Annotated in this window: 27 protein-coding genes and 3 tRNA genes; 17 read left to right on the top strand and 13 right to left on the bottom strand. The window is 56.4% G+C overall.

What is annotated here, in order from left to right; genetic code table 11:
• Positions 1-9 precede the first annotated feature (9 nt).
• From A6R74_RS08220 to A6R74_RS23075, 10 genes are read left to right on the top strand one after another with little or no spacing between them, the layout of a single operon-like run.
• Positions 10-420 (top strand): hypothetical protein, encoded by a 411-nt coding sequence (locus tag A6R74_RS08220; RefSeq protein ID WP_064234043.1) that lies wholly within the window; start codon positions 10-12, stop codon positions 418-420.
• Entirely contained in the window at positions 417-635 is a 219-nt protein-coding gene (locus A6R74_RS08215) for a hypothetical protein (protein ID WP_064234042.1), read from the top strand. The genes A6R74_RS08220 and A6R74_RS08215 overlap by 4 nt, the downstream gene beginning before the upstream one ends.
• Positions 635-2,968, top strand: coding sequence for a replication endonuclease (locus tag A6R74_RS08210; RefSeq protein WP_064234041.1), 2,334 nt, complete (start codon positions 635-637; stop codon positions 2,966-2,968). Before A6R74_RS08215 ends, A6R74_RS08210 begins: the two co-directional genes overlap by 1 nt.
• 14 nt (positions 2,969-2,982) lie before the next feature.
• Positions 2,983-3,513, top strand: a complete 531-nt coding sequence (locus A6R74_RS08205) for a dATP/dGTP pyrophosphohydrolase domain-containing protein (RefSeq protein ID WP_205634166.1) — start codon at positions 2,983-2,985, stop codon at positions 3,511-3,513.
• Positions 3,506-3,694, top strand: coding sequence for a hypothetical protein (locus tag A6R74_RS08200; protein ID WP_064234040.1), 189 nt, complete (start codon positions 3,506-3,508; stop codon positions 3,692-3,694). The genes A6R74_RS08205 and A6R74_RS08200 overlap by 8 nt, the downstream gene beginning before the upstream one ends.
• 8 nt (positions 3,695-3,702) lie before the next feature.
• Positions 3,703-4,245, top strand: a complete 543-nt coding sequence (locus A6R74_RS08195) for a hypothetical protein (protein WP_064234039.1) — start codon at positions 3,703-3,705, stop codon at positions 4,243-4,245.
• The gene (locus A6R74_RS23580) at positions 4,245-4,415 is read left to right on the top strand and encodes a ClpX C4-type zinc finger protein (RefSeq protein WP_082906630.1); all 171 of its coding nucleotides are present in this window, start codon (positions 4,245-4,247) and stop codon (positions 4,413-4,415) included. Before A6R74_RS08195 ends, A6R74_RS23580 begins: the two co-directional genes overlap by 1 nt.
• Complete coding sequence (locus A6R74_RS08190; RefSeq protein ID WP_064234038.1) at positions 4,415-4,699, top strand: hypothetical protein; 285 nt, start codon at positions 4,415-4,417, stop codon at positions 4,697-4,699. Before A6R74_RS23580 ends, A6R74_RS08190 begins: the two co-directional genes overlap by 1 nt.
• Positions 4,696-4,905, top strand: a complete 210-nt coding sequence (locus tag A6R74_RS08185; protein ID WP_064234037.1) for a hypothetical protein — start codon at positions 4,696-4,698, stop codon at positions 4,903-4,905. The genes A6R74_RS08190 and A6R74_RS08185 overlap by 4 nt, the downstream gene beginning before the upstream one ends.
• Complete coding sequence (locus A6R74_RS23075) at positions 4,902-6,053, top strand: site-specific integrase (protein WP_064234036.1); 1,152 nt, start codon at positions 4,902-4,904, stop codon at positions 6,051-6,053. The genes A6R74_RS08185 and A6R74_RS23075 overlap by 4 nt, the downstream gene beginning before the upstream one ends.
• A 73-nt stretch (positions 6,054-6,126) precedes the next feature.
• Here A6R74_RS23075 and A6R74_RS08175 read toward each other — a convergent pair whose 3' ends face one another.
• The 8 genes from A6R74_RS08175 to A6R74_RS08140 all read right to left on the bottom strand — a co-directional run bounded on the left by A6R74_RS08175 (position 6,127) and on the right by A6R74_RS08140 (position 11,478).
• Positions 6,127-6,381, bottom strand: a complete 255-nt coding sequence (locus A6R74_RS08175) for a hypothetical protein (RefSeq protein ID WP_064234035.1) — start codon at positions 6,379-6,381, stop codon at positions 6,127-6,129.
• 197 nt (positions 6,382-6,578) lie between these two features.
• Positions 6,579-6,654: transfer RNA gene (locus A6R74_RS08170), tRNA-Thr, on the bottom strand.
• A 72-nt stretch (positions 6,655-6,726) separates the two neighbouring features.
• A tRNA-Gln gene (locus A6R74_RS08165) sits at positions 6,727-6,801 on the bottom strand.
• Positions 6,802-6,806: 5 nt separating this feature from the next.
• Positions 6,807-6,882, bottom strand: a tRNA-Phe gene (locus tag A6R74_RS08160).
• A 228-nt stretch (positions 6,883-7,110) separates the two neighbouring features.
• Entirely contained in the window at positions 7,111-7,386 is a 276-nt protein-coding gene (locus tag A6R74_RS08155; RefSeq protein WP_064234034.1) for an oxidative damage protection protein, read from the bottom strand.
• A gap of 58 nt (positions 7,387-7,444) precedes the next feature.
• A complete protein-coding gene (mutY, locus tag A6R74_RS08150; protein WP_064234033.1) occupies positions 7,445-8,539 on the bottom strand; it encodes an A/G-specific adenine glycosylase in 1,095 nt (364 codons plus the stop codon).
• A gap of 117 nt (positions 8,540-8,656) precedes the next feature.
• Positions 8,657-10,996: an AsmA family protein gene (locus A6R74_RS08145; RefSeq protein WP_064234032.1), complete on the bottom strand. Its 2,340-nt coding sequence runs from the start codon at positions 10,994-10,996 to the stop codon at positions 8,657-8,659.
• Positions 10,996-11,478, bottom strand: a complete 483-nt coding sequence (locus A6R74_RS08140; RefSeq protein WP_064234031.1) for a GNAT family N-acetyltransferase — start codon at positions 11,476-11,478, stop codon at positions 10,996-10,998. Before A6R74_RS08140 ends, A6R74_RS08145 begins: the two co-directional genes overlap by 1 nt.
• 197 nt (positions 11,479-11,675) lie before the next feature.
• On the opposite strand from A6R74_RS08140, the gene hisB reads away from it, so the two are divergent.
• The 5 genes from hisB (at position 11,676) to A6R74_RS08115 (ending at position 15,050) form a co-directional block, all read left to right on the top strand.
• Positions 11,676-12,269 (top strand): imidazoleglycerol-phosphate dehydratase HisB, encoded by a 594-nt coding sequence (gene hisB, locus A6R74_RS08135; protein ID WP_064234030.1) that lies wholly within the window; start codon positions 11,676-11,678, stop codon positions 12,267-12,269.
• A gap of 76 nt (positions 12,270-12,345) precedes the next feature.
• Positions 12,346-12,987, top strand: coding sequence for an imidazole glycerol phosphate synthase subunit HisH (hisH, locus tag A6R74_RS08130; RefSeq protein ID WP_064234029.1), 642 nt, complete (start codon positions 12,346-12,348; stop codon positions 12,985-12,987).
• Positions 12,988-12,998: 11 nt separating this feature from the next.
• Complete coding sequence (gene hisA, locus A6R74_RS08125) at positions 12,999-13,745, top strand: 1-(5-phosphoribosyl)-5-[(5-phosphoribosylamino)methylideneamino]imidazole-4-carboxamide isomerase (RefSeq protein WP_064234028.1); 747 nt, start codon at positions 12,999-13,001, stop codon at positions 13,743-13,745.
• Positions 13,742-14,515 carry an imidazole glycerol phosphate synthase subunit HisF gene (gene hisF, locus A6R74_RS08120; RefSeq protein ID WP_064234027.1) on the top strand — a complete coding sequence of 258 codons (774 nt, stop codon included), beginning with the start codon at positions 13,742-13,744 and terminating at the stop codon, positions 14,513-14,515. Before hisA ends, hisF begins: the two co-directional genes overlap by 4 nt.
• A gap of 28 nt (positions 14,516-14,543) precedes the next feature.
• A complete protein-coding gene (locus A6R74_RS08115) occupies positions 14,544-15,050 on the top strand; it encodes a hypothetical protein (protein WP_082906629.1) in 507 nt (168 codons plus the stop codon).
• A gap of 3 nt (positions 15,051-15,053) precedes the next feature.
• On the opposite strand, the gene A6R74_RS08110 is transcribed toward A6R74_RS08115, so the two are convergent.
• Positions 15,054-15,656, bottom strand: coding sequence for a YjaG family protein (locus A6R74_RS08110; RefSeq protein ID WP_064234426.1), 603 nt, complete (start codon positions 15,654-15,656; stop codon positions 15,054-15,056).
• A 123-nt stretch (positions 15,657-15,779) separates the two neighbouring features.
• On the opposite strand from A6R74_RS08110, the gene A6R74_RS08105 reads away from it, so the two are divergent.
• A complete protein-coding gene (locus A6R74_RS08105) occupies positions 15,780-16,469 on the top strand; it encodes a type 1 glutamine amidotransferase (RefSeq protein WP_064234026.1) in 690 nt (229 codons plus the stop codon).
• A gap of 20 nt (positions 16,470-16,489) precedes the next feature.
• On the opposite strand, the gene mnmH is transcribed toward A6R74_RS08105, so the two are convergent.
• From mnmH to A6R74_RS08085, 4 genes are all read right to left on the bottom strand, one after another.
• Positions 16,490-17,575, bottom strand: a complete 1,086-nt coding sequence (gene mnmH / locus A6R74_RS08100) for a tRNA 2-selenouridine(34) synthase MnmH (RefSeq protein ID WP_205634170.1) — start codon at positions 17,573-17,575, stop codon at positions 16,490-16,492.
• Positions 17,576-17,586: 11 nt separating this feature from the next.
• Positions 17,587-18,624 carry a selenide, water dikinase SelD gene (gene selD, locus A6R74_RS08095; RefSeq protein WP_064234024.1) on the bottom strand — a complete coding sequence of 346 codons (1,038 nt, stop codon included), beginning with the start codon at positions 18,622-18,624 and terminating at the stop codon, positions 17,587-17,589.
• A gap of 56 nt (positions 18,625-18,680) precedes the next feature.
• Positions 18,681-20,051 (bottom strand): DNA repair protein RadA, encoded by a 1,371-nt coding sequence (gene radA / locus A6R74_RS08090; RefSeq protein ID WP_064234425.1) that lies wholly within the window; start codon positions 20,049-20,051, stop codon positions 18,681-18,683.
• A 123-nt stretch (positions 20,052-20,174) separates the two neighbouring features.
• Complete coding sequence (locus A6R74_RS08085) at positions 20,175-20,621, bottom strand: copper resistance protein NlpE N-terminal domain-containing protein (RefSeq protein WP_064234023.1); 447 nt, start codon at positions 20,619-20,621, stop codon at positions 20,175-20,177.
• Positions 20,622-20,787: 166 nt separating this feature from the next.
• Between A6R74_RS08085 and hisC the strand changes: the two genes are divergently transcribed.
• Positions 20,788-21,846 carry a histidinol-phosphate transaminase gene (gene hisC, locus A6R74_RS08080; RefSeq protein ID WP_082906628.1) on the top strand — a complete coding sequence of 353 codons (1,059 nt, stop codon included), beginning with the start codon at positions 20,788-20,790 and terminating at the stop codon, positions 21,844-21,846.
• The last annotated feature ends 158 nt before the right edge of the window (positions 21,847-22,004 follow it).

The raw sequence follows: 22,004 nt of genomic DNA, 5'->3' as shown, positions 1-22,004 counted from the left end.
GAGCCCACCATGGCTAACGTGACCCCACTGCCCACACGCAAAGCACCGCCCCGCGTTCATACCGACCGGGCGGGCTTTGGCGAACTCCGCGCCGAGCTGCACAGCCGTGCGGCGGATCAAGACTTAATCAGCGTCTGGGCAGATCTCCCCTTTCCGGAGCGCCGCCTAGTGCTGAAAAGCGCCGGGCTAACCGCCGATGCCACCCAGCAGATTAACCACTTCGCCAAGCCGGAGCGCGAGGCGATCCGCGCCGCCATCCACCGCATGAGCGACTACGCCAGCGGCCTGAAAGACCAGCTGCGCAACCGCGCCCAGCACCCCAGCCGTGAACTGGCCAGCCACGCCCGCCAAGCCCTGGCGGAAGGCAACACCAAGGCCGCACTGCACTGGCTAAGCCTGATCGAAAAGGGGGTGGCATGAAAATCACCAACACCGTGGACAGCCTCTTCCTCACCAAGCTGCGCTTTGAACAACTGGCCAATGACCTGGAAGCCGCTGGCCACGAGTTGGGCGCGGCAGAGCTACGCCACCAGCTGGAGAAAATGAGCCAGCAGTTTATGGATCTGGAGCGCGTGCTGAAAAACCACCAGGTGGCTATTTCCACACTCCGCAAAACGCCAGCGGTGGCCCTGTGATGTCGGCGGTTGAACAGTCGCGGGCATTTGGCGCACCGGGCACACGCACCAAACCGGGCTGCGCAGAGTGGCGCCAGGGCTTCTTCGATAAGCTCCCCAGCTTGGCCGAACAGTTAGCAGCGGGCTTCGTTCACGTCGCTACGCGCCACGGCAACGCGGCGGGTAACCGCTGGCTAGCCCGCAACACCCGCGAGCTGATCGACCCGGCCAGCGTTTACCGCCGATTTCCTGCCATCGCCCAGGATCTGGAGCGCGGCTTTAACGGGCTGGTTAAACGCGCCCCCACTACCATCGAAGGCTTGCAGCAGGGCTGCCAGTGGTTGGCCAGCGTGGAAAAGAACCTGGTGCTGCATGGTCTGAACGTCACCCACGACGATGAAGCAGTCATCAACCACGCCGACGCCCAGGCCACGGCCATTGAGCGCGAACGCAGCAAGCTGATCGGCGGCATCGCCCAGCATAACCGCCGCCTACGCCTGGGGCTGTTGCCGCCCCCGCTCAACCTGAAAACGCCCAAGGCCCGCACCCTTTCCGGCCAGGCGCGGGAAGTCGCCCTGCAAATTGCCGACTCCCGCAATCCGTTAAGCCCGCCCCTGGGCGTCATTCCATTGATGGCAGTGTTCAACTGGCACCGCGCGCCGGTCATGAGCCTATCCGTCGTCAATGAAATGGCGCTCGAAGTCGCCCGCCACCGGGCGCGTCTGCACGGCATCAACCCGCCCAGCCTCAAGCTGAAAAGCGGTGTGCAGCTGGCCAAGCTCACCGACCCCGTTTGGTGGCGTCGGCAGCTGCGCCGCCTGGGCGGCCGCCGGTTGGAACAGGTGCAGCGTGAAGCCCACCGCGTACACAAGCGCGCGGGTATCTACTGCAGCAACGTCACACTGGAACGCCGCCGCTCCCAGAAGAACCGCAACCGAGCGCTGCTGGAAGCGTTGGAAGCTATCAACCAGGAAGGTCAGGTTTACACCCTGGCCGAGCTGGCCGAGTTGGGCCTATCGAACCCCGACCACCGCCGCGCTGAATTGATGCTGCGCATTAGCGACACCGAAGCGGAGTCCCGCCGACTGGGCCACGTGGGCATGTTCTACACCATCACCGCGCCCAGCCGTTTCCACCCGGTGATCTCTGAAAACAGCGTGCGCAACCCGAAGTACAACGGCACCACGCCCCGTGAAGCCCAGGCCCACCTGCAGCAAGTGTGGGCACGTGCCCGCGCTGCATTAGCCCGCGAGAACCTGGGCATTTACGGTATCCGCGTGGTCGAGCCCCACCACGACGGCACGCCCCACTGGCACCTGTTGATTTGGATGAAGCGCGAAGACGCCAAGCGCATTAACGAAATCCTACGCAGCCACGCCGAAGCGGACACCCCCGAAGAGCTGTTCGACCGATACGGCCGCAAAACCACTGCCCGCTTCAAGGTGAAAAAGATCGACTACCAGCGCGGTACTGCAGCGGGCTACGTGGCCAAGTACATCTCGAAAAACATCAACGGCGAGCAGTTCACCCGCGATGCCGTGAAGGATGACCACAAAGACCGCTATGGCCACGACCTCAACAGCGTGGCCCCGCGCATTGAATCCTGGGCGGCGGTGTGGGGCATTCGTCAGTTTCAGTTCGTCGGCCTGCCCAGCGTCACCGTTTGGCGCGAAGTGCGCCGCCTGAACGAAAAGCACATCGATGAGCTGGAAAGCTGGGAGCAAGCCACCCGGCCAGACCAGCGCATCGCCGGCCGCCTGGCGGCAATTCGCAAAGTGGCCAACGCGGGCCAGTGGGATCAGTTCTTGCGCTTGATGGGCGGCCCCAACCTGCCCCGCAAACAGCGCCCGGTTAAACCCTGGACGATGCCCCGCGTGGATTTAGAACGCCCCGAGTTCAGCCACGCCACCGGCGAGGTGCGCGAAGGCATAGAGGCCAAAGGCCGCCACGGCGAAAGCAAGCTAGGCACCTTCGGCATCGTCGTTTCCGACGGCCGGGGCAACGAACACGAATACCTGACCCGCTTTTACAAGTGGGAAGTACGCAGCCGCGCAAGCTCCGCACGTTATCAAGAGCAGGGGTGTTCGGGAGGCGGCGAAGCCGCGTCCCCTTGGACTCGTGTCACTAACTGTACGCAAGGGCCAGATATCCAGCCCCGCGAGCCTTCACCAGCGGAGCTAAAAGCCCAGCTCGAACGCTTCAAAGCGTGGCAGAGCTCCGATTTTTATAAGGCCGACCGCGAAGCGGAGTACCAAGACGCTATCGCAGCCCGAAAAGCCGCCCGAGAACTCTTCGCCCCGGCCCCATCCACGTTGAGCGAGGAAGAAGAGTTCTTCCCGCCCGAGCTTTGTTGATAAAGGAGTAAATCATGCGCGTAAAAATTGGCGACCAATGGCACGAAAGCAGCTTAGAACCTATCTGCCTACAGGTTTCAGAGCACGAGCAAGAGCAAATAGGCGGTATGGATAGAAGTCGTGCACCAAACGGTAAGTACGCAGTTTTTCCCGATAACTGGAAAGCCGAAAAGTGCTTCGAGTGGATGAATGCCGGTGAAGAGTTTGGCGGTAAAAACGTGAACCTAGCGAATTTAGTTAAACGTCAAATGGAGTTTTCTAGTGAGAGATTTGGTCCTGGTACTCGTCTCAAAGGGATTATTGACCACATACGCAAAGAGCTGATCGAGGTAGAGCAATCCGGCGGCGAGCTAGAAGAGTGGGTCGATGTTGTGTTACTGGCGCTGGATGGTGCGTGGCGAGCAGGCAATAACCCTTATCAAGTGGCGGGCGCTGTTCATCAAAAGATTGAAAAGAATATTAAGCGCAGTTGGCCCGATTGGCTGAAAGCCGATACCGATAAAGCCATCGAGCACGTTGAAGAGGATCGTGGCGACGATGCATAACCCAACACCCCAAGATTGGCGCTACGTCATCAAGTTTACGGTTCTGGCCTTTTGCGTGGGCAGCGCTTTCCAGCTAGGCATAAGCGCCGCGAGCCACATTAAGCCGCGGGTAGAGGTCATCGAGATCCGCACTGAAGTAAAGCCCAGCGCCAAGGGCATTGCACAACGTTTCGAATTCTAGGGGGAAGCATGGCCATTGATCCAAATTGGGTTCGCGAAAACCCCGAAGAGGCAGCAAGGCAAATCGACCTACTCATCCAGGAGCGCGACCAGTACCGCCACGGCGAACTGACGCAAATGGTTTTAAGGAAAAAGGCCAGCGAAGAAAGAAGAGCGCAGCAGCAGAAAAATCAGGAGCGCGTTGAATTTCTGAATAAGCAGAACGCCGACCAGAAAGGGTTATTAGGTGCTCTCATGAGCGCGAAACTAGAAGCGCTGCCCGCTGACCTGGAAAACCGCTATGTGATTGTGAAGATCCGCGGCGATATAGACCAAGAGTTGGTGCGCAAATTGAAGCCAGAATTTAGAAAGCGCACTGCAGGTTGCGCGTTTTTTGTGAACATGGAAGCCGATATAGAAACCATCGATATTATCAAGCGAGCTGCTCTCATTAAGGCCGAAGCACTCTTCGACATGTCAGAAAAGCTCGAAGCCTACGATCAGCCAATCGCTGCTAACCAGTGCTGGAACGAAGGCGATAAGTTCCGCCGCCAAGCCGAAGGGAGTGCGTGATGATTTGCTGTGATTTTTGTGGCAAAAGTGCGCATCAAGCGGAAGCCATGATTGCAGCAGAGCGACCGGGTGACAGGGGTAACGTGGCCATCTGCGATAGCTGCGCAAAGCAGGCGGCTAGAGTTGCAGATGATAAAAAAAGAGAAAGCAAAGCAGAGGGCGCAGAGTGATGAAAAACACCCCAAAAGGCGGCGCCTACGCCCGTCAAGCAGCGATGCTTTGCCAAGATAAAGCGTTCCAGCTCTACCTAGATCGCCGCCGCCGGTACAAACACCAGCTAACAGAAAGCCAATTACCCGACGGCACCCACAATGCCGATGATGCCCGCGAATGGCTGTGTGCTGTCTGCAAAATCAACAGCCGCGCCGAGCTGGATAGCAACCCAGCCGCGAGCCAAACGTTTCGCATGATCCGCAACCGCTTCAACCGCTGGCGGGCAAGGAACAAGCCATGAGCCTACAAAACGTAATAAACTCCGATGAGCTGAAAGCCATCACGGGTTACCAGCGGCCCGCCGACGCGGCTCGCTGCCTGCGTGAGCAAGGGGTAACCGTGTTTAATGGTCGACGTGGCCCATGGACTACCATCGACTTAATCAACAAGGCGGGCGGCATTGAAACCGCCCCAGGAAAAGAGCTAAGCCCTAGCGACATACTATGAAGACACGCCCGCGAAAATACAGCCCCGACATACCCGCGCACATCAACCAGTCAAAGCTCCCCAACGGGGTGTATTACGACAAGCGCGGCCGTGGCCGGTGGTATGTTCAGTATCGCGATGAAGCGGGCAAACTGAAAAGCGAGAGAATCGCCGGGGCAGATGCGACTCTGTCAGAGTTGCATCGAATCATGGAGCAACGTAGCGGCATCGACCGACGCACACTGCGTTACTTGGCCAAGCAGTTCCATGAATCAGCACAACTCAAAGAGCTGGCCAGCAAAACACAGAAAGACTATGAATACTGCCGTTCTATCGTGCTGGAAATACCTACCAAGTTGGGTAAGCCGCTGGGAGATCTGCCCACCGCGCAATTCTCCCCGGCACTGGTTCAGCGATTAGTCGACAAGATCGCAGCCGAAGGCACACCCTCAAAAGCCAATCACCTATTGAGATACTTAGGTCGGCTTTTTCGTTGGGGAATTAACCGCGGTTACTGCGATAGCAATCCAGCCCAGGGCGTAGAATCCGCAAAAGAGCGCAAACAGCGACGCCTACCCGAACTAACCACGATTGCACGCTTAACCGAGTTTGCCCGCGAGCGCGGCCAAATGACCCGCAGCCAGAAAGGAGCTTGCGCGACTCACCTTTGGATAGTCATGGAGCTGGCCTATATCTGCCGTTTACGAGGTATTGAAGTGGTAACCCTCAGCGATGCCAACAGCACAGCCGATGGTGTGATGACAAACCGCAGAAAGGGCTCCCGGGATAATGTCGTTCGCTGGTACCCACGCCTAACGGCCGCCTGGAATGCCGCCGTTGAACGGCGCGCGGCGATATGGAAAGCAAGAGGAACACCAATACCCATGCACCCCGAAAGCCGCCCGTTGATAGTCGCAACGGATGGCGGTTTGCTTCGCAAGTCAGGCCTAGACACGGCTTGGCAGCGGCTAATGAAATTGGCCATTGAGGAAGGGATAATCACAAAAGAAGAGCGTTTCGGACTGCATGACCTAAAACGTCGCGGCATCACCGACACAAAAGGCAATCGCCATGAAAAACAGGAAGCCAGCGGCCACCGCTCGGCATCAATGATGGACACTTATGATTTAAGCGTTCCTATTGTACGGTGGCCCGGGAGTGATGAATGATTCGACTAACCGGTGATCTGGAAGCTAATCCCATGATTTAATTAAAATCAAGAGCCTTAGAAGACGTGATTCATCAGTTATACGTTACCTCAAGGTCTACATCCTCTATCGTAGGCACCTCCCAGTTCCATGTGACTCTAATAATTTCAGTTATTATTTCATTTTTAATATCTAGGGTCATTTCAACTCGTTCACCTTCCTCATCGTAAACAAAGAGGTAGGCTTCGTCGTTTTGACCGCCTGATTCCCAAGAGAAATACTTACCTTCACAGGTAAGTTGCTCTCCGCCCAGCTTAAGAGTCATGCTTCCTTCAAGACCTAACATCATTTCTTCTCTCCCAATTAAATAAGTCACCCCATAGCCCCAGCTTCATCGCTGGGCTGAAACAGAAAGATGGGGGGCATGGCTAAAAAAACAAGCAGGAAAATTGTTAGATCTATGTAGAGAACTACGGAAACGAAAAAGCCGCCCCTAAGGACGGCTTAATCTAATTCTCTAACGCTCTGATTTTAACCACTTTTCAGTGGTGCCGACACCAGGAGTCGAACCCGGGACCTACTGATTACAAGTCAGTTGCTCTACCAACTGAGCTATGTCGGCGCTTCACGTTTTCTTGAGAAAATGATTGCTTTGCTGTTAGGCTTCACAATCAACAAGAAATCTTGTTGGCAATGGCTGGGGTACCAGGATTCGAACCTGGGAATGCCGCTACCAAAAAGCGGTGCCTTACCACTTGGCGATACCCCAACGTTTGGTGGCCAGAGACGGAATCGAACCGCCGACACGGGGATTTTCAATCCCCTGCTCTACCAACTGAGCTATCTGGCCGCTGCCAACGGTGCGTATTAAACTAAAATCTCCGCTTTTCGTCAACACCTTTGTGAAACTTTCTTGCGATACCGATGCTTAGGGGCTTTTTACCTGCGCCAGCTATGACTCGGGCTTCTATACACCTGTACCTAAAACCTATACCTAGAGCCACTGATTGCAAGTCAGTGGCTCGAACAAACTACCCTACCCATAGAACGAGCAACCGCGCTCTTCATGCCCTGCTATTCATGCCTGCGAGGGCGGTACATAGCCTTCGGCTTGATCGGTCTCCTGGTTATCCAGGAAACGCTGCATCTGCTCCATAAGGTAGGCACGGGCTTCAGGGTCGAGCATATTAAGGTGCTTCTCATTGATCAGGCGGGTCTGTAGCGCCTGCCAGGCCTCCCAGGCGGGCTTTGAAACGGTGGACTGGATTTCCTGGCCCTGCTTTCCCGGCAAGGGCGGGAAAGGCAGCGCCTCTAGCTCTTTTTGGTACTTGCGGCAAAAAACGGTATTGCTCATAACGTGCTCCTGGTTCTGCAATTTAATTCCGTGATCTCATCCAACCAGCTTAAAACGCTTACGCGTGGCCCGGTGTTGGATTGAGGCTAAAGGGTGTTAGCTGGCTGAGCAGCGCTTTAACCGGGGCTGCAAGGCCCAGCGCGGGCGGATGATTAACGTCGTACCATACGCCGCTTTCGCGAACACCGCCCAGCCTATCGCAGCTGACCGGCTGCGGGGTAATCTGTAAGCGAAAATGGCTAAAGGTATGGTAGAAACTGGGCGATGTAGTCTCCCGCTTTGGGTTGACGGCGTTGGTTTCAAGCCAGTCGTTGAGTTCACTGTGCGTCTCAAACTGCGGCAAGCTCCATAACCCGCCCCATAGGCCGCTAGGCGGGCGCTGTTCCAGCCATACCCGGCCTTCTGGGTCACGCAGCATCAGCATAATCGTTTGCCGCGTAGGCAGCGCCTTTTTCGGTTTGGATTCTGGGTAGCGCTTTGGGGCACCTTCGGCGTAGGCCAAGCAGACATCGTCAAACGGGCAGCTCAAGCAGTCGGGCGTGCTGCGTTTACATAGCGTGGCACCAAAATCCATCATCGCCTGGGTGTAATCAGCCAGCCGCTCTGTGGGAGTGTAGTACTCCGCCAGCGCCCACAGCTTTCGTTCCACCCCAGGCTTGCCCGGCCAACCTGACAGCGCATGCAGGCGAGTGAGCGTACGCTTCACATTGCCGTCTAGAATAGCTGCCCGCTGCCCAGTGCTTTGCGCAATAATAGCGCCAGCGGTGGAGCGGCCAATGCCGGGCAGCGCCACTAAAGCGTCGATACTCTCCGTTGGCAGTTCACCATCGTGCTCCGCCAACGCAACCTGAGCAGCTTTATGTAAGTTGCGCGCGCGGGCGTAGTAACCAAGGCCTGTCCAGAGGTGCAGCACCTCATCCTGCGGCGCCTTGGCGAGGCTTTCCAGGGTAGGAAAGCGCACCATAAAACGCTCAAAGTAGGCAATCACAGTAGTCACTTGGGTTTGCTGCAGCATGATTTCCGACACCCACACCCGGTAGGCGCTGCGCGGCGACTGCCACGGCAAATCGTGGCGACCATAGCAATCAAACCAGGCCAGTAGACGCTGCTGGAATTCGCTTGCCGCCAACCGCGGCGTGGGCATATCTGTCATGTGCGTTCCTTAAACAGCAAGCTTTCTAATGTAAGGTTGTTAAATAGTCGCTATACAAAAGCGCCGGCGTTTAGGCCGGCGCTGCACTGACTGGTTTAGATCAGAATGTCGAGATACTCAGTTAAACAGACTACGCAGGCCGTCGCGGAGTTCTTGAGCAGCACCTTCACCAAGGCGTTCATCTAGTTTGTCTAACGAGTCACCCAAGCGCTCTTCCAGCTCTTCATCCACCCGATCCCCGGCTTCGTTACGCAGCAGGTCAACCACGGCGGTTTGGAACATCTCACGGTCAAAGCGGCACCACTCGGTACGCTCATCGCCGAAATTACCTTCACAGCGCACGGGTAACGGCAGTTGCTCCAAACGCGGATTAACCTCACAGGCCGCGTCGGCGGTGTCTACCAAGCGGGCATTAGCACGGGTATCGAAATTCAAGTTGGCGAGATTGAGCTCGCCTTCCCCACGCACATCGATGCCAGGCAGGGTGATCAGCAGATCGTCACTTTCCACTAACCCGTTGCTAATTTGGAAGGTCGCATCAAAACGCTCAAAGCGTGTATCGGTGTGCCAATCCCGCAAGGTGCCCTGCCCCTCTAGCTGAGCCACCAGCTCGCACATTTGCTTGGAAATGTTGGTATTTAAAATAGCGCCATCGTTTAAGCGCGCATTAAGCTCCCCATTGAGGTTGCCAATGAGTGCTCCGCGGGTATTACCCTGACTGGTGACATCCCCAGCTAAATTAAAGCGGCCGCGCAGCGGTGACGCCTCTTCCTTTTTACTAATGGCTTCAATCAGTGGCGCAACCTGAACATTGTTAATGGTCGGCGAGAGCGCCCACTCAAGAATCGAGTCCGTGGCATCAAGCTGGCCGGTAGCGCTGAGTTCACCTTCGTAGAAGCGTGATTCAAACGCCGTTAGCCGGTGAATGCCATCGTCGCCACGCAGCTGCAAGCTTGTGTTATTGAAGGTAAGCCCCGCAAACATAAGCGTATCAACACTCAAATCGCCCTCTAGCGCCAGCCCGCTGAGAAACGATTGTGGCACGATTGTGTTGCTTTCCTGGGCGAAGGCATTACGCAAAAAGCCCCGGCTAGCCTGTTTGGCTGTCGCCTCACCGGGAAGGTAGTGATCAAGATCTAATTGGTCACCGGCTAAATCGAACGCCAAACTTGAGCCATCCAGCGCAGCTGATAGCTCACCGGTAAAGGTACTGTCGTCGACCACCAATGAAAGGCTAGGCAGGGAGAACTGTTCGCCATCGCCTTCAATAGGGCTGGTCATGGCCACATCGCTGAGCGCCAACTCGCCCGCGGTAGTGAGCGTCACGCCTGCACGGGCAAGCCAGGGTCGCAGTGTAAACGGGGCAGCGGTTAGCTGGCCACGGTAGCGCGGCGCATCGCGCAACTGCTCAATGTTAAGGTGCCCACTGACCCTTAGTCCATCAGGCCCGGTGAGCTGCAGCTCTTTCAACTGGGCCGTTTGTGCTTGCCAATCGCTCTCCAGGCCAAAGGCGAGAGCCAGCGCCAGGCTGCCCTGCCAGTTTTCCGCATTACGCAGGCCCGTTTCAAGCAGCCCCTCTTTAATAGTCAGTTGCTGCTCGCCCATACGGGCGACGAGTTCGGCGGCTTTCAAACTAAGCTGCTGAGGTTCACCCTGTGCGCCTTTAGTCGTGCGGGTGGTCAGCGCCATATTTTCCAGGGCAAAAAGCTTATCCGCCAAGCCAAGCCGCACGCGCGTTTCGAGATTAATCTCGCTGGTAAGGTCAGGGGTGCGTTCCAGCACTTCGGCATCAAGCCGATTATGTTTGGTCAGGGTAAACATGGCCTTCAATGGGAAGGCGCGCAGTGGGTTAACGTTGCTACCCGAGATATTCAGTTGCTGCATGCGCCACAGCGCTTGGGTTTGCGCATCGCGGAAGCGAATATCGGCGTTTTTCACTTCGACACTGGCGATGCTTAATACCACCGCCAGGCTACCGGCGTCTGCATTGGGGCCTGCACTGGCGGGTGCCAGCACCGTTTCAGCCGCGCCCTCATTATGTTCGGATAAGCGCTCCAACAAGGGCTCCCAGTTACCTTCGCCTTGCTCATCGCGCTCCAGATTAAGGCGCATACCGTCTAGCGTAAGGCCGTCAACGGCAATTTCCCCGCGCAGCAACGGGCCGAATGCCACGCTCACTTCCGCGCGGTCAATCGCCGCAAAAGCCGCGCTATCTTCAGCCTGCTCGGGTAACCAGGCGCGGGCTTTCTCTACGCTAACGCCGATTCGCGGGTAGAATGACCAGGTAATGGGGCCTTCCAGCGCCAAGTTGAGCCCGGTTTGTTCCTCAACAACGGCGGTTAAACGGGGCTTAAAGTCTTCTGGATCCAGAAAGGTGGTCACATAGACCACGGCGGCGACCGCGACGATGGCAAGAATACCGACGGCTGCCAGTACAATACGTAATAGCTGTTTCATTACCCTTTCCCTTGTGGGTCTAGCTCAACAAAATCGCTGGTGGCGGGCACTCCCGCCGCCGGAGTTTCTGGATTGGCCATTGGCCGATAGCCTAGCTTAGAGAGCAGCACACGGTCAGCCAGTGGTAAGGTAGACGTTTCAATGCGCAGCACGCGGCCTTCCTGCTTGGCTTGCTCGCCGAGCAGGGCCATTAAGCGCGAACCGACGCCACGGCGGCGAGTGGTTTTGCGTACGCAGAGCTCAGAAAGCCACCACGCTCGGTCTTCGCCCTCTTGAACGGCAACGGCTCCCAGCAGCCGATCATTGAAAAGCGCGCAGGCAAAAAAGTGCTGGCCTGCAAAATGTTGTTCAATAAATGGCTCAACCGTTGGAGTGGGCATGCGCTCTTGGGGCGCATCCTGATAGATGCGCATCAGATCAAGGCGGATCTGCTCATCGGTCTCCCAACGGGCCTGGTCGACATGGTGCAGTGTCACCGGCATGGTGAAATCCTCTTCGCCAAAGCAGCCTGGCTGCTATTTCTGCCGCAATTGATTGCGGCTACATTTCGCGCATTGTAGCGGATGAAGGCGCCGATTCACTATAATGGTCGCTTCGCCCTAGGCTGATCAAATAATGGTAAGTTGATGCAGAGCCATCGGCCATCCCTCAGAGTGCGCCTTAGCGCAGGAGATGCAACATGTCAGCGCGTATTGCCACGGTTAGCCGTGACACCAACGAAACGCAGATCAAGGTCAGCGTCAATCTCGACGGTGAAGGCCGTCTCAATTGCCAAACCGGCGTTCCGTTTCTGGATCATATGCTTGATCAAGTTGCCCGCCACGGGATGATCGATCTCGACATCAACGCCACTGGCGACCTGCATATTGACGACCACCATACCGTAGAAGACCTGGGTATTACGCTAGGCCAAGCGTTTTTTGCAGCGATTGGCGATAAACGCGGTATCTACCGCTATGGTCACGCCTATGTGCCCCTGGATGAAGCGCTTTCTCGCGTGGTGATCGACTTTTCCGGTCGGGCAGGGCTACATATGAACGTTGAGTTTACTCGCGATACCATCGGCAGTATGGACACTCAGCTGTTCTGGGAGTTTTTCCAAGGCTTCGTCAACCATGCCCACGTCACGCTGCATATCGACAATATAAAAGGTTTTAACGCCCACCATCAGGCGGAAACGATTTTTAAGGCCTTCGGTCGGGCGCTACGCATGGCCGTGGCAGAAGACCCGCGCATGGCAGGCCAAATGCCCTCCACCAAAGGAAGTCTGTGATGCTGCGCTGTATCCTGTGCGATGCCATGGGCTATGCCGTTAGCCCTATTTTGTCCACTTCTCCAAGGAGCGCTTCATGACCATTGCTGTAATCGACTATGGGATGGGTAATCTACATTCCGTGGCCAAAGCGCTGGAGCATGTGACCCATGAGAATGTCGTCATTACCCGAGACCCGCGCCGCATTCTGGGCGCAACGCGCTTGGTTCTGCCCGGCCAAGGGGCCATTCGCGACTGCGTTGGCGAACTTGAACGCACCGAGTTACGTGGGCTGGTGGACGATATTTTAACCCGTCAAGCCAAGCCGCTATTGGGAATCTGCGTGGGACAGCAGATGCTGCTGGAGCGCAGCGAAGAGAACGGCGGCGTGGAGTGCCTAGGCTTCTTTAAAGGCAGCGTGGATCGCTTTCCTGGCGATATGCGCGACGCCCACGAGCAGCGTTTGAAAGTACCGCATATGGGCTGGAACGTGGTCGAACAGCACCATGAACACCCGCTCTGGGCCGGTATTGATAACCGCGAACACTTCTACTTTGTGCATAGCTACTACGTTAATGCCGCGGAAGATGCCCAAGTGTTTGGCACTACCCAATACGGTAAGGTAAGCGCCCACGTGGCCATTGCCCGTGATTCGACCTTCGCGGTGCAGTTTCATCCGGAAAAGAGCTCACGCGCGGGCCTCCGCCTGCTTGAAAATTTTGTTACCTGGACGCCCTGAGAGGATTTTGTATGTTGGTAATTCCCGCTATTGATCTCAAAGACGGCCAGTGTGTCCGGTTAAAGCAGGGCCGCATGGAAGACGCGACCTCTTACGGCGATGATCCAGTCGCGATGGCAGCCCGCTGGGTAGAGGCAGGGGCCCGGCGCCTTCACTTAGTCGATTTGAACGGCGCCTTTGAAGGCAAACCGGTGAATGGCGATGCTGTCACGGCGATTGCCCGCGCCTACCCCAACCTGCCGATTCAAATTGGTGGTGGTATCCGCAGTGCGGAAACCATTGAGCATTATTTAAGTGCCGGTGTCTCTTACGTCATTATCGGCACCAAAGCGGTAAAAGAGCCTGCATTTGTGGGCGAGATGTGCCGCGCCTTTCCCGGCCATGTGATCGTTGGTCTCGATGCCAAAGATGGCTATGTCGCCACCGACGGCTGGGCCGAAGTCTCTACGGTTAAGGCTACTGAATTGGCCAAGCGTTTCGCCAACGATGGCGTTTCCAGCATCGTCTACACCGACATTGCCCGCGACGGCATGATGCAGGGCGTCAACGTGGAAGCCACCGCGCAACTGGCCCGAGAAGGCGGTTTACCGGTGATTGCCTCGGGTGGTGTGACCAATCTGGACGACATCAAAGCCCTCTGCAAGGTGGCTGATAGCGGCATCCTGGGCGCTATTACTGGCCGGGCGATTTATGAAGGCAGCTTGGACGTCGCCGAGGCCCAGCGATTGAGCGACCAACTAACGGGAGGCGGCTCATGAGCCTTACCAAACGCATTATCCCCTGCTTGGATGTAGACGCCGGACGGGTGGTCAAAGGTGTCAATTTTGTTGGCATTCGCGATGCCGGTGATCCGGTGGAGATTGCCCAGCGCTATAACCAGCAAGGCGCCGACGAGATCACCTTTCTCGATATTACCGCCAGCCACGAAGACCGCGACACTACGGTGGAAATGGTCGAACGCATCGCCGGGGAAGTATTTATCCCGTTGACTGTCGGTGGCGGCATTCGTAGCTGTGACGACATTCGCACCATGTTGAACGCCGGGGCAGACAAAGTCTCGATCAACACCGCGGCGGTCACCAATCCTGAGTTTGTGCGCGAAGCCGCCGAACGCTTTGGCAGCCAGTGCATTGTGGTGGCGATCGACGCCAAAAGGGTCTCTGAAGAGGGTGAGACACCCCGCTGGGAAATTTTTACCCATGGCGGCCGTCGCCCAACGGGTCTGGATGCCGTTGAGTGGGCGAAGAAGATGGTGGAATTCGGCGCGGGAGAACTACTGCTGACCAGCATGGATCGCGACGGTACCAAGATTGGTTTTGACCTGGGCGTGACCCATGCAATTTCCGAAGCAGTGAGCGTGCCAGTCATTGCCTCAGGCGGTGTGGGTAACCTGGATCACCTGGTGGATGGCGTGCTCAAGGGCGGCGCCGATGCGGTGTTGGCCGCGAGTATCTTCCACTTTGGCGAGTACACCATTCCTGAAGCTAAACGTTATATGGCCGAACGCGGTATCGAAATGCGGCTTTAAAATGCCCTTTATCAACCAGGAACATCGAATGTATCGCTTACATCCATGGATGGGATGGCTAGCAGGTCTGCTGATTAGCATGCCTGCTACTGCATTCTCGCTACCTGATTGGACACCGGCGTTGGAGTGGGATCACACTCTGGTGCAAACCAGCCTTTATACCCGCCACTTCAGCCCCGATCCAGACCATACCAACCAGCAAGACCTGATTAGCATCGAACTGCATAATCCGAATCGCTGGTTAGCGGGCGCGGCTTGGTTCAAAAATTCCTTTGATCAACCTTCTTGGTACTTCTATGCAGGGCGGGAATTTCCTCTGTGGCAAACCGATCAGGGTTTAAACGTGCGCGCCAAACTAACCGCCGGTCTCCTGCGCGGCTACCAGGGTGAGTATCGCGACAAAATTCCGCTCAATCACTTGGAAATCGCCCCGGCAGCACTCCCCAGTATCGGTGTGCAGTGGGGCCGATTTGAATCTGACCTGATTGTATTTGGCGCTGCTGGCATGATGGTAACCGCGGGGGTGCGTTTTTAGCCGCTACTCCTCAACTTCGTCCAGCGACAAACCCAGGTTACTAATCCCCCCATTGCGGCCTAATTCGCGCACGTCTTTTAGCCCCGCTTTATCCAACGGCTCGCTGACGGTGTCGAGCACAGCGTCTTGAAAGTCGTTTTCATCGGCCATCAGCGGATGGTCGCGAATCATCAGTGCCAACGCTTGCGCGTCAACTTCACCTTCGGTGAGCTCTATAAAGGCGCGCACGCCCGCACGCGATGTGCGGCTCACATCCAGCACGGCTTCTGGAGAGTCGCCTTGTAGGGTGTCCAGAAGCGCCGAGACCGACACCACGGCATCCAGGGCTCGCCGAGCACCAAAGCTGTCATCCTCTTCCGGCGGCTCACACTCAGCGAGCTTTTCCGCCTGGCGAGCAAAGTCGATACTGGCGTTAGGCACATTAAGCCGTTCCCAGACCAAACTCAGCACGGTACGCAGTGTATGGCTATCGCCGTGGCCAGTAGTTTGCTCATAGAGCACATAGTTAGGCAGCAAACGCTCACATAGCGCCGCCATAAAGGCTTGCTGGGCGGGGAGAGGGAGTTCTTGCAGCCGTTGGTAAAAGCCCTGGGGTTTCGACACCATACTGATTTCCTGGATCGCTTGACGTGGGATATTGGTGAAAAGTAGTGGGTACGTTATCGTCTCTATACGCTTGGGGCGATCCCCCAGCGCTTCGATGATTGTACGGCCGGCGAGGAGATTACCATGCATATTCATCTGCTACAGCACGGCCCTGACCATGGCCCCGCCCGTTTAACCGACTGGCTAACCAGTATGGGCCATAGTTACACCGTTTTTCATCTCTACGCAGGCGAGCTGACACCCCGCCCAAACGAATCTGATGCGCTGATTGTCCTCGATGGCCCAGAGGCACTACTCAGCCAACCCCCGGCGTGGTTTAAAGCAGAAGACAAACTGATCAACCGCTACCTGGACGGCCAAAAACCGCTGTTGGGCATAGGCCTGGGCGCACACTGGATTGCCCAGGCGCTGGGCTCTGTGGTGGCGCCTGGTACTTATACTGAAACAGGCTGGCATACGGTCACCCTTGCGCCGGAAAGCTCACTGGATTTACCCGAAACCTTCACCGCTTTCATGTGGCACCGCTACGTTTTCAGCCTCCCCGACTATGCGTTTCCCTTAGGCGGTAGCGAAGCCGCACCGCTGCAAGGGTTTGCCTGGGACAAAGGCCGTGTCGTCGGTTTGCTATGCCATCTAGAAGCCACCGCGGCTAGCGTAAAACAGCTGTTAGGCAGCGCCGAGTGGCCCAGCGCACCGCTCACCGCCGCCCGCTACGTTCAGGATGACACGCAGATCCTTGAAGCCCCCAACCGCTTTATTAATTTAGCGCCACTACTGGATCGCGTCATGACTCAGTGGCTTAAAGCGGCGTAACCGTAGCAAGAATATGGCCGTCAGCGGTTCCACTGCCTGGCGGCCGCTAGGCAACTATCCCAATCACCCACATGAATTTCTGGCGGAACGGCGTCGCGCTGCTTCTCTAAGTGGTAACGGTAGAGTGGGTCGTAGTATTCGGTAAGTAGCGGCGCAAGCCAGGCTTCGTGGGCTTGGGGGTTGCCTTGGGCATGCTCCTTAAAGGCCAGCGCCTGCAGCCGCTGTAAGCGCTGCAGGCGCGCGTTGCCTAAGCGTTTGCCTAAACGAATAAGCGCGTTGCTTAACTGTGCCTGCATTAATTGCCAGCCTTGATAGTCGCCATGGCGAGCGGCATAGGCCTGCTCCAGATCGATAATATAGTCCTGCTGGATCTGAGCTAGGCGCCAGTCCAATGGCATTTCGATACGCACCCGTGGAGCTTGCTGCAGTGCCCGCCAAAAGCTCAGCGGAATATTGGCATTACCAATCTGGCGGGACTCATCTTCAATAACCAGCCCTTCCGTCAGCCCAATTAGCCGCTTGGCCAGCGCATGCTCAAAGTTGATTTGCGTGGCAGGCTGTTCGGGCCTGCGCCCAAAGGCGGAGCCTTTATGATGCGCGTAAGCCTCCAGGTCGACGCCGTTATCAAGCTGGTTAATCAGCGTTGTTTTTGCACATCCGGTCAGCCCCGCGACAACCAGCATGGGTTGAAGAGCGGCGGTCTCGATGCGCTCACACAGCGCTTGACGCATGGCTTTCCAACCACCCTCCAGGCGCGGCCTTGAGATACCGGCTTCTTCTAGCCACTGCTGAGCAATTTTTGAACGTAGCCCGCCGCGAAAGCAGTAAATCAGTGCGTCGGGATAATCGGCTAAATACGACTGCCACGCCGCGATCCGCGCCTGCTTGACCTCGCCGCTGACCAAGCGTTCGCCTAACTCAATCGCCGCGGCTTGGCCGTGCTTTTTATAAGCAATGCCCACCTGATGGCGCTCATCATCGACCATTAAAGGCAGATTGACGGCACCGGGCAGCGCGCCCTGGGCAAACTCCACCGGGGCGCGCACATCTATTAGCGGACGCTCTTCTCTGATTAAACTCAGAACCACTGGCGTCGTTGCTGACATCGCGGCTAGTGTCACCCGACCACCTCAATGGAGGCGTTGCCTTGACGCGCTTTCATTACTCCAAATGCGTGTAACGACAGGCCGAATTCGCGGCCGATGCGCTCAACGTCGTCTTCCCAGGCGGGGTCGACGCTGAGCAGCAGGCCGCCGGAAGTTTGTGGGTCGCATAACCACTGCCAGTGGGCTTCGTCCATAATGGGTAGGCTGTCACCTAGCGCATCGCGATTACGCAGCGTACCGCCAGGCACAGCGCCCTGGCGACGATAGGACTCCGCCTCAGCGAGACGTGGCAGCTTACGAAAATCAATCTGTGCCATCACATTGCTGGCTTGGCACATTTCCGCAAGGTGGCCTGCCAAACCAAAACCGGTGACATCGGTCATGGCGTTCACCCCTTTCACATCGGCAAGCTTCACACCAATGCTATTGGGCTTAAGCATGGTTTCACGGGCAAGCCCATGGTGACCCATTTCCAGCAAACCGCGTTTCTCTGCCGTGGTGAGCATGCCGACGCCTAACGGTTTGGTTAAGAACAGTAGATCACCGGGCTTGGCGGTGCTGTTTAGCTTCAGCTTGTCCAGGTCGATCAAGCCGTTTACAGCGAGCCCGAAAATTGGCTCAGGCGCATCGATAGAGTGACCGCCCGCTAGGGCAACGCCTAATTCGCGACATACCGCCTGGGCACCGGCCATGACATCACCCGCCACTTCAGCGCTAAGCTTGTCCAGTGGCCAACCCAGAATGCCTAACGCCATCACCGGCGTCCCCCCCATGGCGAAAACATCACTGATGGCATTGGTTGCCGCGATACGCCCAAAATCGAAGGGGTCATCTACAATGGGCATAAAGAAGTCCGTGGTGGCAATCATGCCGCGGCCATCGCCCAGATCGTAAACGGCGGCATCTTCGCGCCCTTGATTGCCGACGATAAGCTGCTTATGGCCCGCCGCGGGCCCCGCCTTGGCAAGAATGCCATCCAGCACATCCGGGGCGATTTTGCAGCCGCAGCCCGCACCGTGGCTATATTGAGTCAAGCGAATCGAACTCATCGTGTCTCTCCTTGGCACTTGGGGAATATCATCAGTTTAGCCCAGCATGGCGCAGACTAAAGGGCGTCCAACGCGTCACTGAGTTTATCCACGGCAATCACCTCCATGCCTTTGGGCGCCTGCTTCGGGGCATTAGCGCGCGGTACAATGGCACGTAGAAAACCGTGTTTGGCGGCTTCGGCAATACGCTCCTGGCCGCTGGGTACCGGACGTATTTCGCCGGAAAGCCCAACCTCACCAAATACCACTAGCTCTTTGGGTAGTGCCCGGTTTTGCAGGCTAGAGACCACCGCCAACAGTACTGCCAAATCGGCGCTGGTTTCCAACACTTTGACACCGCCGACGACATTTAAAAACACATCCTGATCGCCGGTAAATAGGCCGCCGTGGCGATTAAGTACCGCCAGCAGCATGGCCAAACGGTTTTGATCCACGCCGACGGCGACTCGACGTGGATTGCCCAGCGCAGACTCATCCACCAGCGCTTGCACCTCGACCAAAATCGGCCGCGTGCCTTCCCAGACCACCATCACAAGACTGCCGGGCGCTTGCACCTCTTGGCGGGAAAGAAAGATTGCGCTAGGATTTTTAACCTCTTTAAGCCCCTGTTCAAGCATAGCGAAAACGCCTAGCTCGTTAACGGCGCCAAAGCGGTTTTTCTGACCACGTAGGGTGCGAAAGCGTGAGTCTGCGCCGCCTTCCAGTAACAGTGAGGCATCAATCATATGCTCAAGCACTTTAGGGCCAGCCAGTGAACCGTCTTTGGTGACGTGTCCCACCAGTAATAGGACAGTATTGGTCTTCTTGGCGAAGCGCGTCAGCGCGGCGGCCGACTCGCGCACCTGGGCAACGCCACCCGGCGCCGAGGCGATATCTTCCAGGTGCATGGTTTGAATAGAGTCGATCACCAGAATCTCTGGTTTCTCCCGCTCAGCCACCGCCAGAATAGTTTCCACGCTGGTCTCGGCCAGCATCTTCAAACCGTTGGTAGGCAATTGTAGGCGATGAGCGCGCATGGCAACCTGGGAGAGCGACTCCTCTCCGGTCACATAGAGAATGCGCCGCTGCTGGGCCAGCTTGCAGGCTGTTTGCAGCAACAGCGTCGATTTACCTGCGCCAGGATTGCCCCCCAGTAGCACTGCCGAGCCAGGCACAAGCCCGCCGCCCAGCACACGGTCAAACTCAGCGAACGTAGAACTCATACGCGGCACTTCGCTGAGATCCACATTACCCAGGTCGATCACTTCCCGGGATAGATCCCCCGCATAGCCTGATCGACCAGGAGCTGCTCCGCCACCGGGGCGGGCGCTCGCCAAATGCACTTCACTGAGCGTATTCCACTCTTGGCAACTGCTGCACTGCCCCTGCCATTTTCGATATTCGGCGCCACACTCGGTGCATACAAAGGCGCTTTTGGCTTTGGCCACTGCCATGACACTCCTAGGGTTGCTGTCACTAATCGTTTGCGTCAAACGCGTACTTTACAATCGTTAGAGCCAGCAAACACAAAAGGCGGCCAGTGGCCGCCTTTTGTACTACTGGCTAACGCGTTATTGACGCTTTAGCTGCAGCATTTCACCATTTTCAAAGCGGCGACGCTCTGGGTCAATCAACTCCAGCGTGCTCTCATCAATACGCATAAAGTAGTAGATTTGACCATCACCATTCGGCGTCAGCTCATAAACCGTAGCATCTGGATCAGAAGGCGTACCGGTCAGCACTTCCCAATTACCCGCGTAGTTTTCATCCGGGGGTGTTTGAGGATGGTTCCGGTAAGAAGCGTTCAGCGTGAAGGTGCGTTCTTCAGCCGCGCTCATCTCTTCACCCACCATCGTGACATCCAGATCGATACCATCGCAATTACGGCAAGGCAGTGAACCTTGGTAATTTTGCTGTGCGGCAGCCGCCTCTTCTTGCTGCTGTTCCATGGGGCTGCTTGCACAACCAGCCAGCAGTGCCAACATAGCCGAACCGGCCAGCAAACTCTTAAGTTGCATAGAGTGTCTCCTTAATCTCGTGTTGGACATCACATTTATTTACGCGCACTTATGACAGCATAACCGCTACAAGGTGCGACGCACACCCCCTGCGATGCGAATGCTTGCGCTTAGGTAGCCTTCAAGCGACCATGGTGTACCTTGCTAGGATAATCAGGTTACCCACATGAGCCAATACTGGAGTCCGGCCGTTCGCGAACTTACGCCCTACGTGCCAGGCGAACAACCCCGCGAGCAGCTTGTTAAGCTCAATACCAATGAAAACCCTTACCCACCTGCGCCAGGCGTCGGTGAGGCGCTTCGCGGTTACGCAACAGACCATCTGCGCCTCTATCCTGACCCAACCTCTGCAGCGCTGCGTGAAGCGTTAGCGGAGTCATTTAAGGTAGCAAGTAGCCAAGTATTTGTGGGTAATGGTTCCGATGAGGTGCTGGCGTTTGCTTTCCAAGCATTTTTCCGCCATAACGCGCCACTCGACGTACCCACGATCACCTATAGCTTCTATCCCGTTTACGCCAATCTTTATGGCGTGGAGCTGCGTAAGCATCCGCTCAATAAGCAGTGGGAGGTCGATATTGAGGCGCTTGCTAGCCAGACTGAGCGTAGTGGCGTTATCTTCGCCAACCCGAATGCGCCGACCGGCCATGCACACCCACTGGAGGCTATTGAGGCGCTGCTTAAGCGCGTCACGGATCGCGTGGTACTGGTGGATGAGGCTTATGTCGATTTCGGCGCAGAGAGTGCTGTAGCGCTAATTGATCGCTATCCTAACCTGCTAGTCACCGGTACGTTTTCTAAGTCACGTAGCTTGGCAGGTTTGCGGCTGGGCTATGCGGTGGGCTCACAGGAGTTGATTGATGGCCTGCTGCGGGTAAAAGACTCGTTTAACTCTTATCCAGTCGATAGCTTGGCAAGTCTGGTCGGTATCGCCGCATTGAAAGATGTCGAGCATTTTGAAGCTTGCCGCGAGCATGTGATTACCACGCGTGAGCGCACCCGTCAGCGCCTTGAAGCACTAGGATTTGAAGTTTTGCCTTCAAAGGCGAACTTTGTGCTTGCTCAACACCCTGACTACCCTGGCGCGCAGCTTTTTGCTGGCCTACGCGAGCGGGGCATTCTGGTGCGTCATTTTAATACCTCAGACCTCAACAACTTCCTACGTATTACCATCGGAACCGATGATGAGATGGATAGTTTGATTGAAGCGCTAGAGACGCTTCTTTAGTAAAGGGTGAGGTGTGAGGTGTGAGGTGTGAGGTGTGAGGTGTTGAAGTTTACTCCTCACTCCTCACTATTTTCCCCTCACCACCTACCGCTCACGCAAAAAAAATCCCCCAAGGCATCAGCCCTGGGGGATTTTTCATAATAAGTGCCTGACGATGA

Origin of the sequence: Halomonas sp. ALS9 (assembly GCF_001651035.1) — a bacterium.
Classification (GTDB): Bacteria; Pseudomonadota; Gammaproteobacteria; order Pseudomonadales; family Halomonadaceae; genus Vreelandella.
The sequence above is the reverse complement of the archived record's forward strand: the minus strand, read 5'-3'. Positions and strand labels throughout refer to the sequence as shown.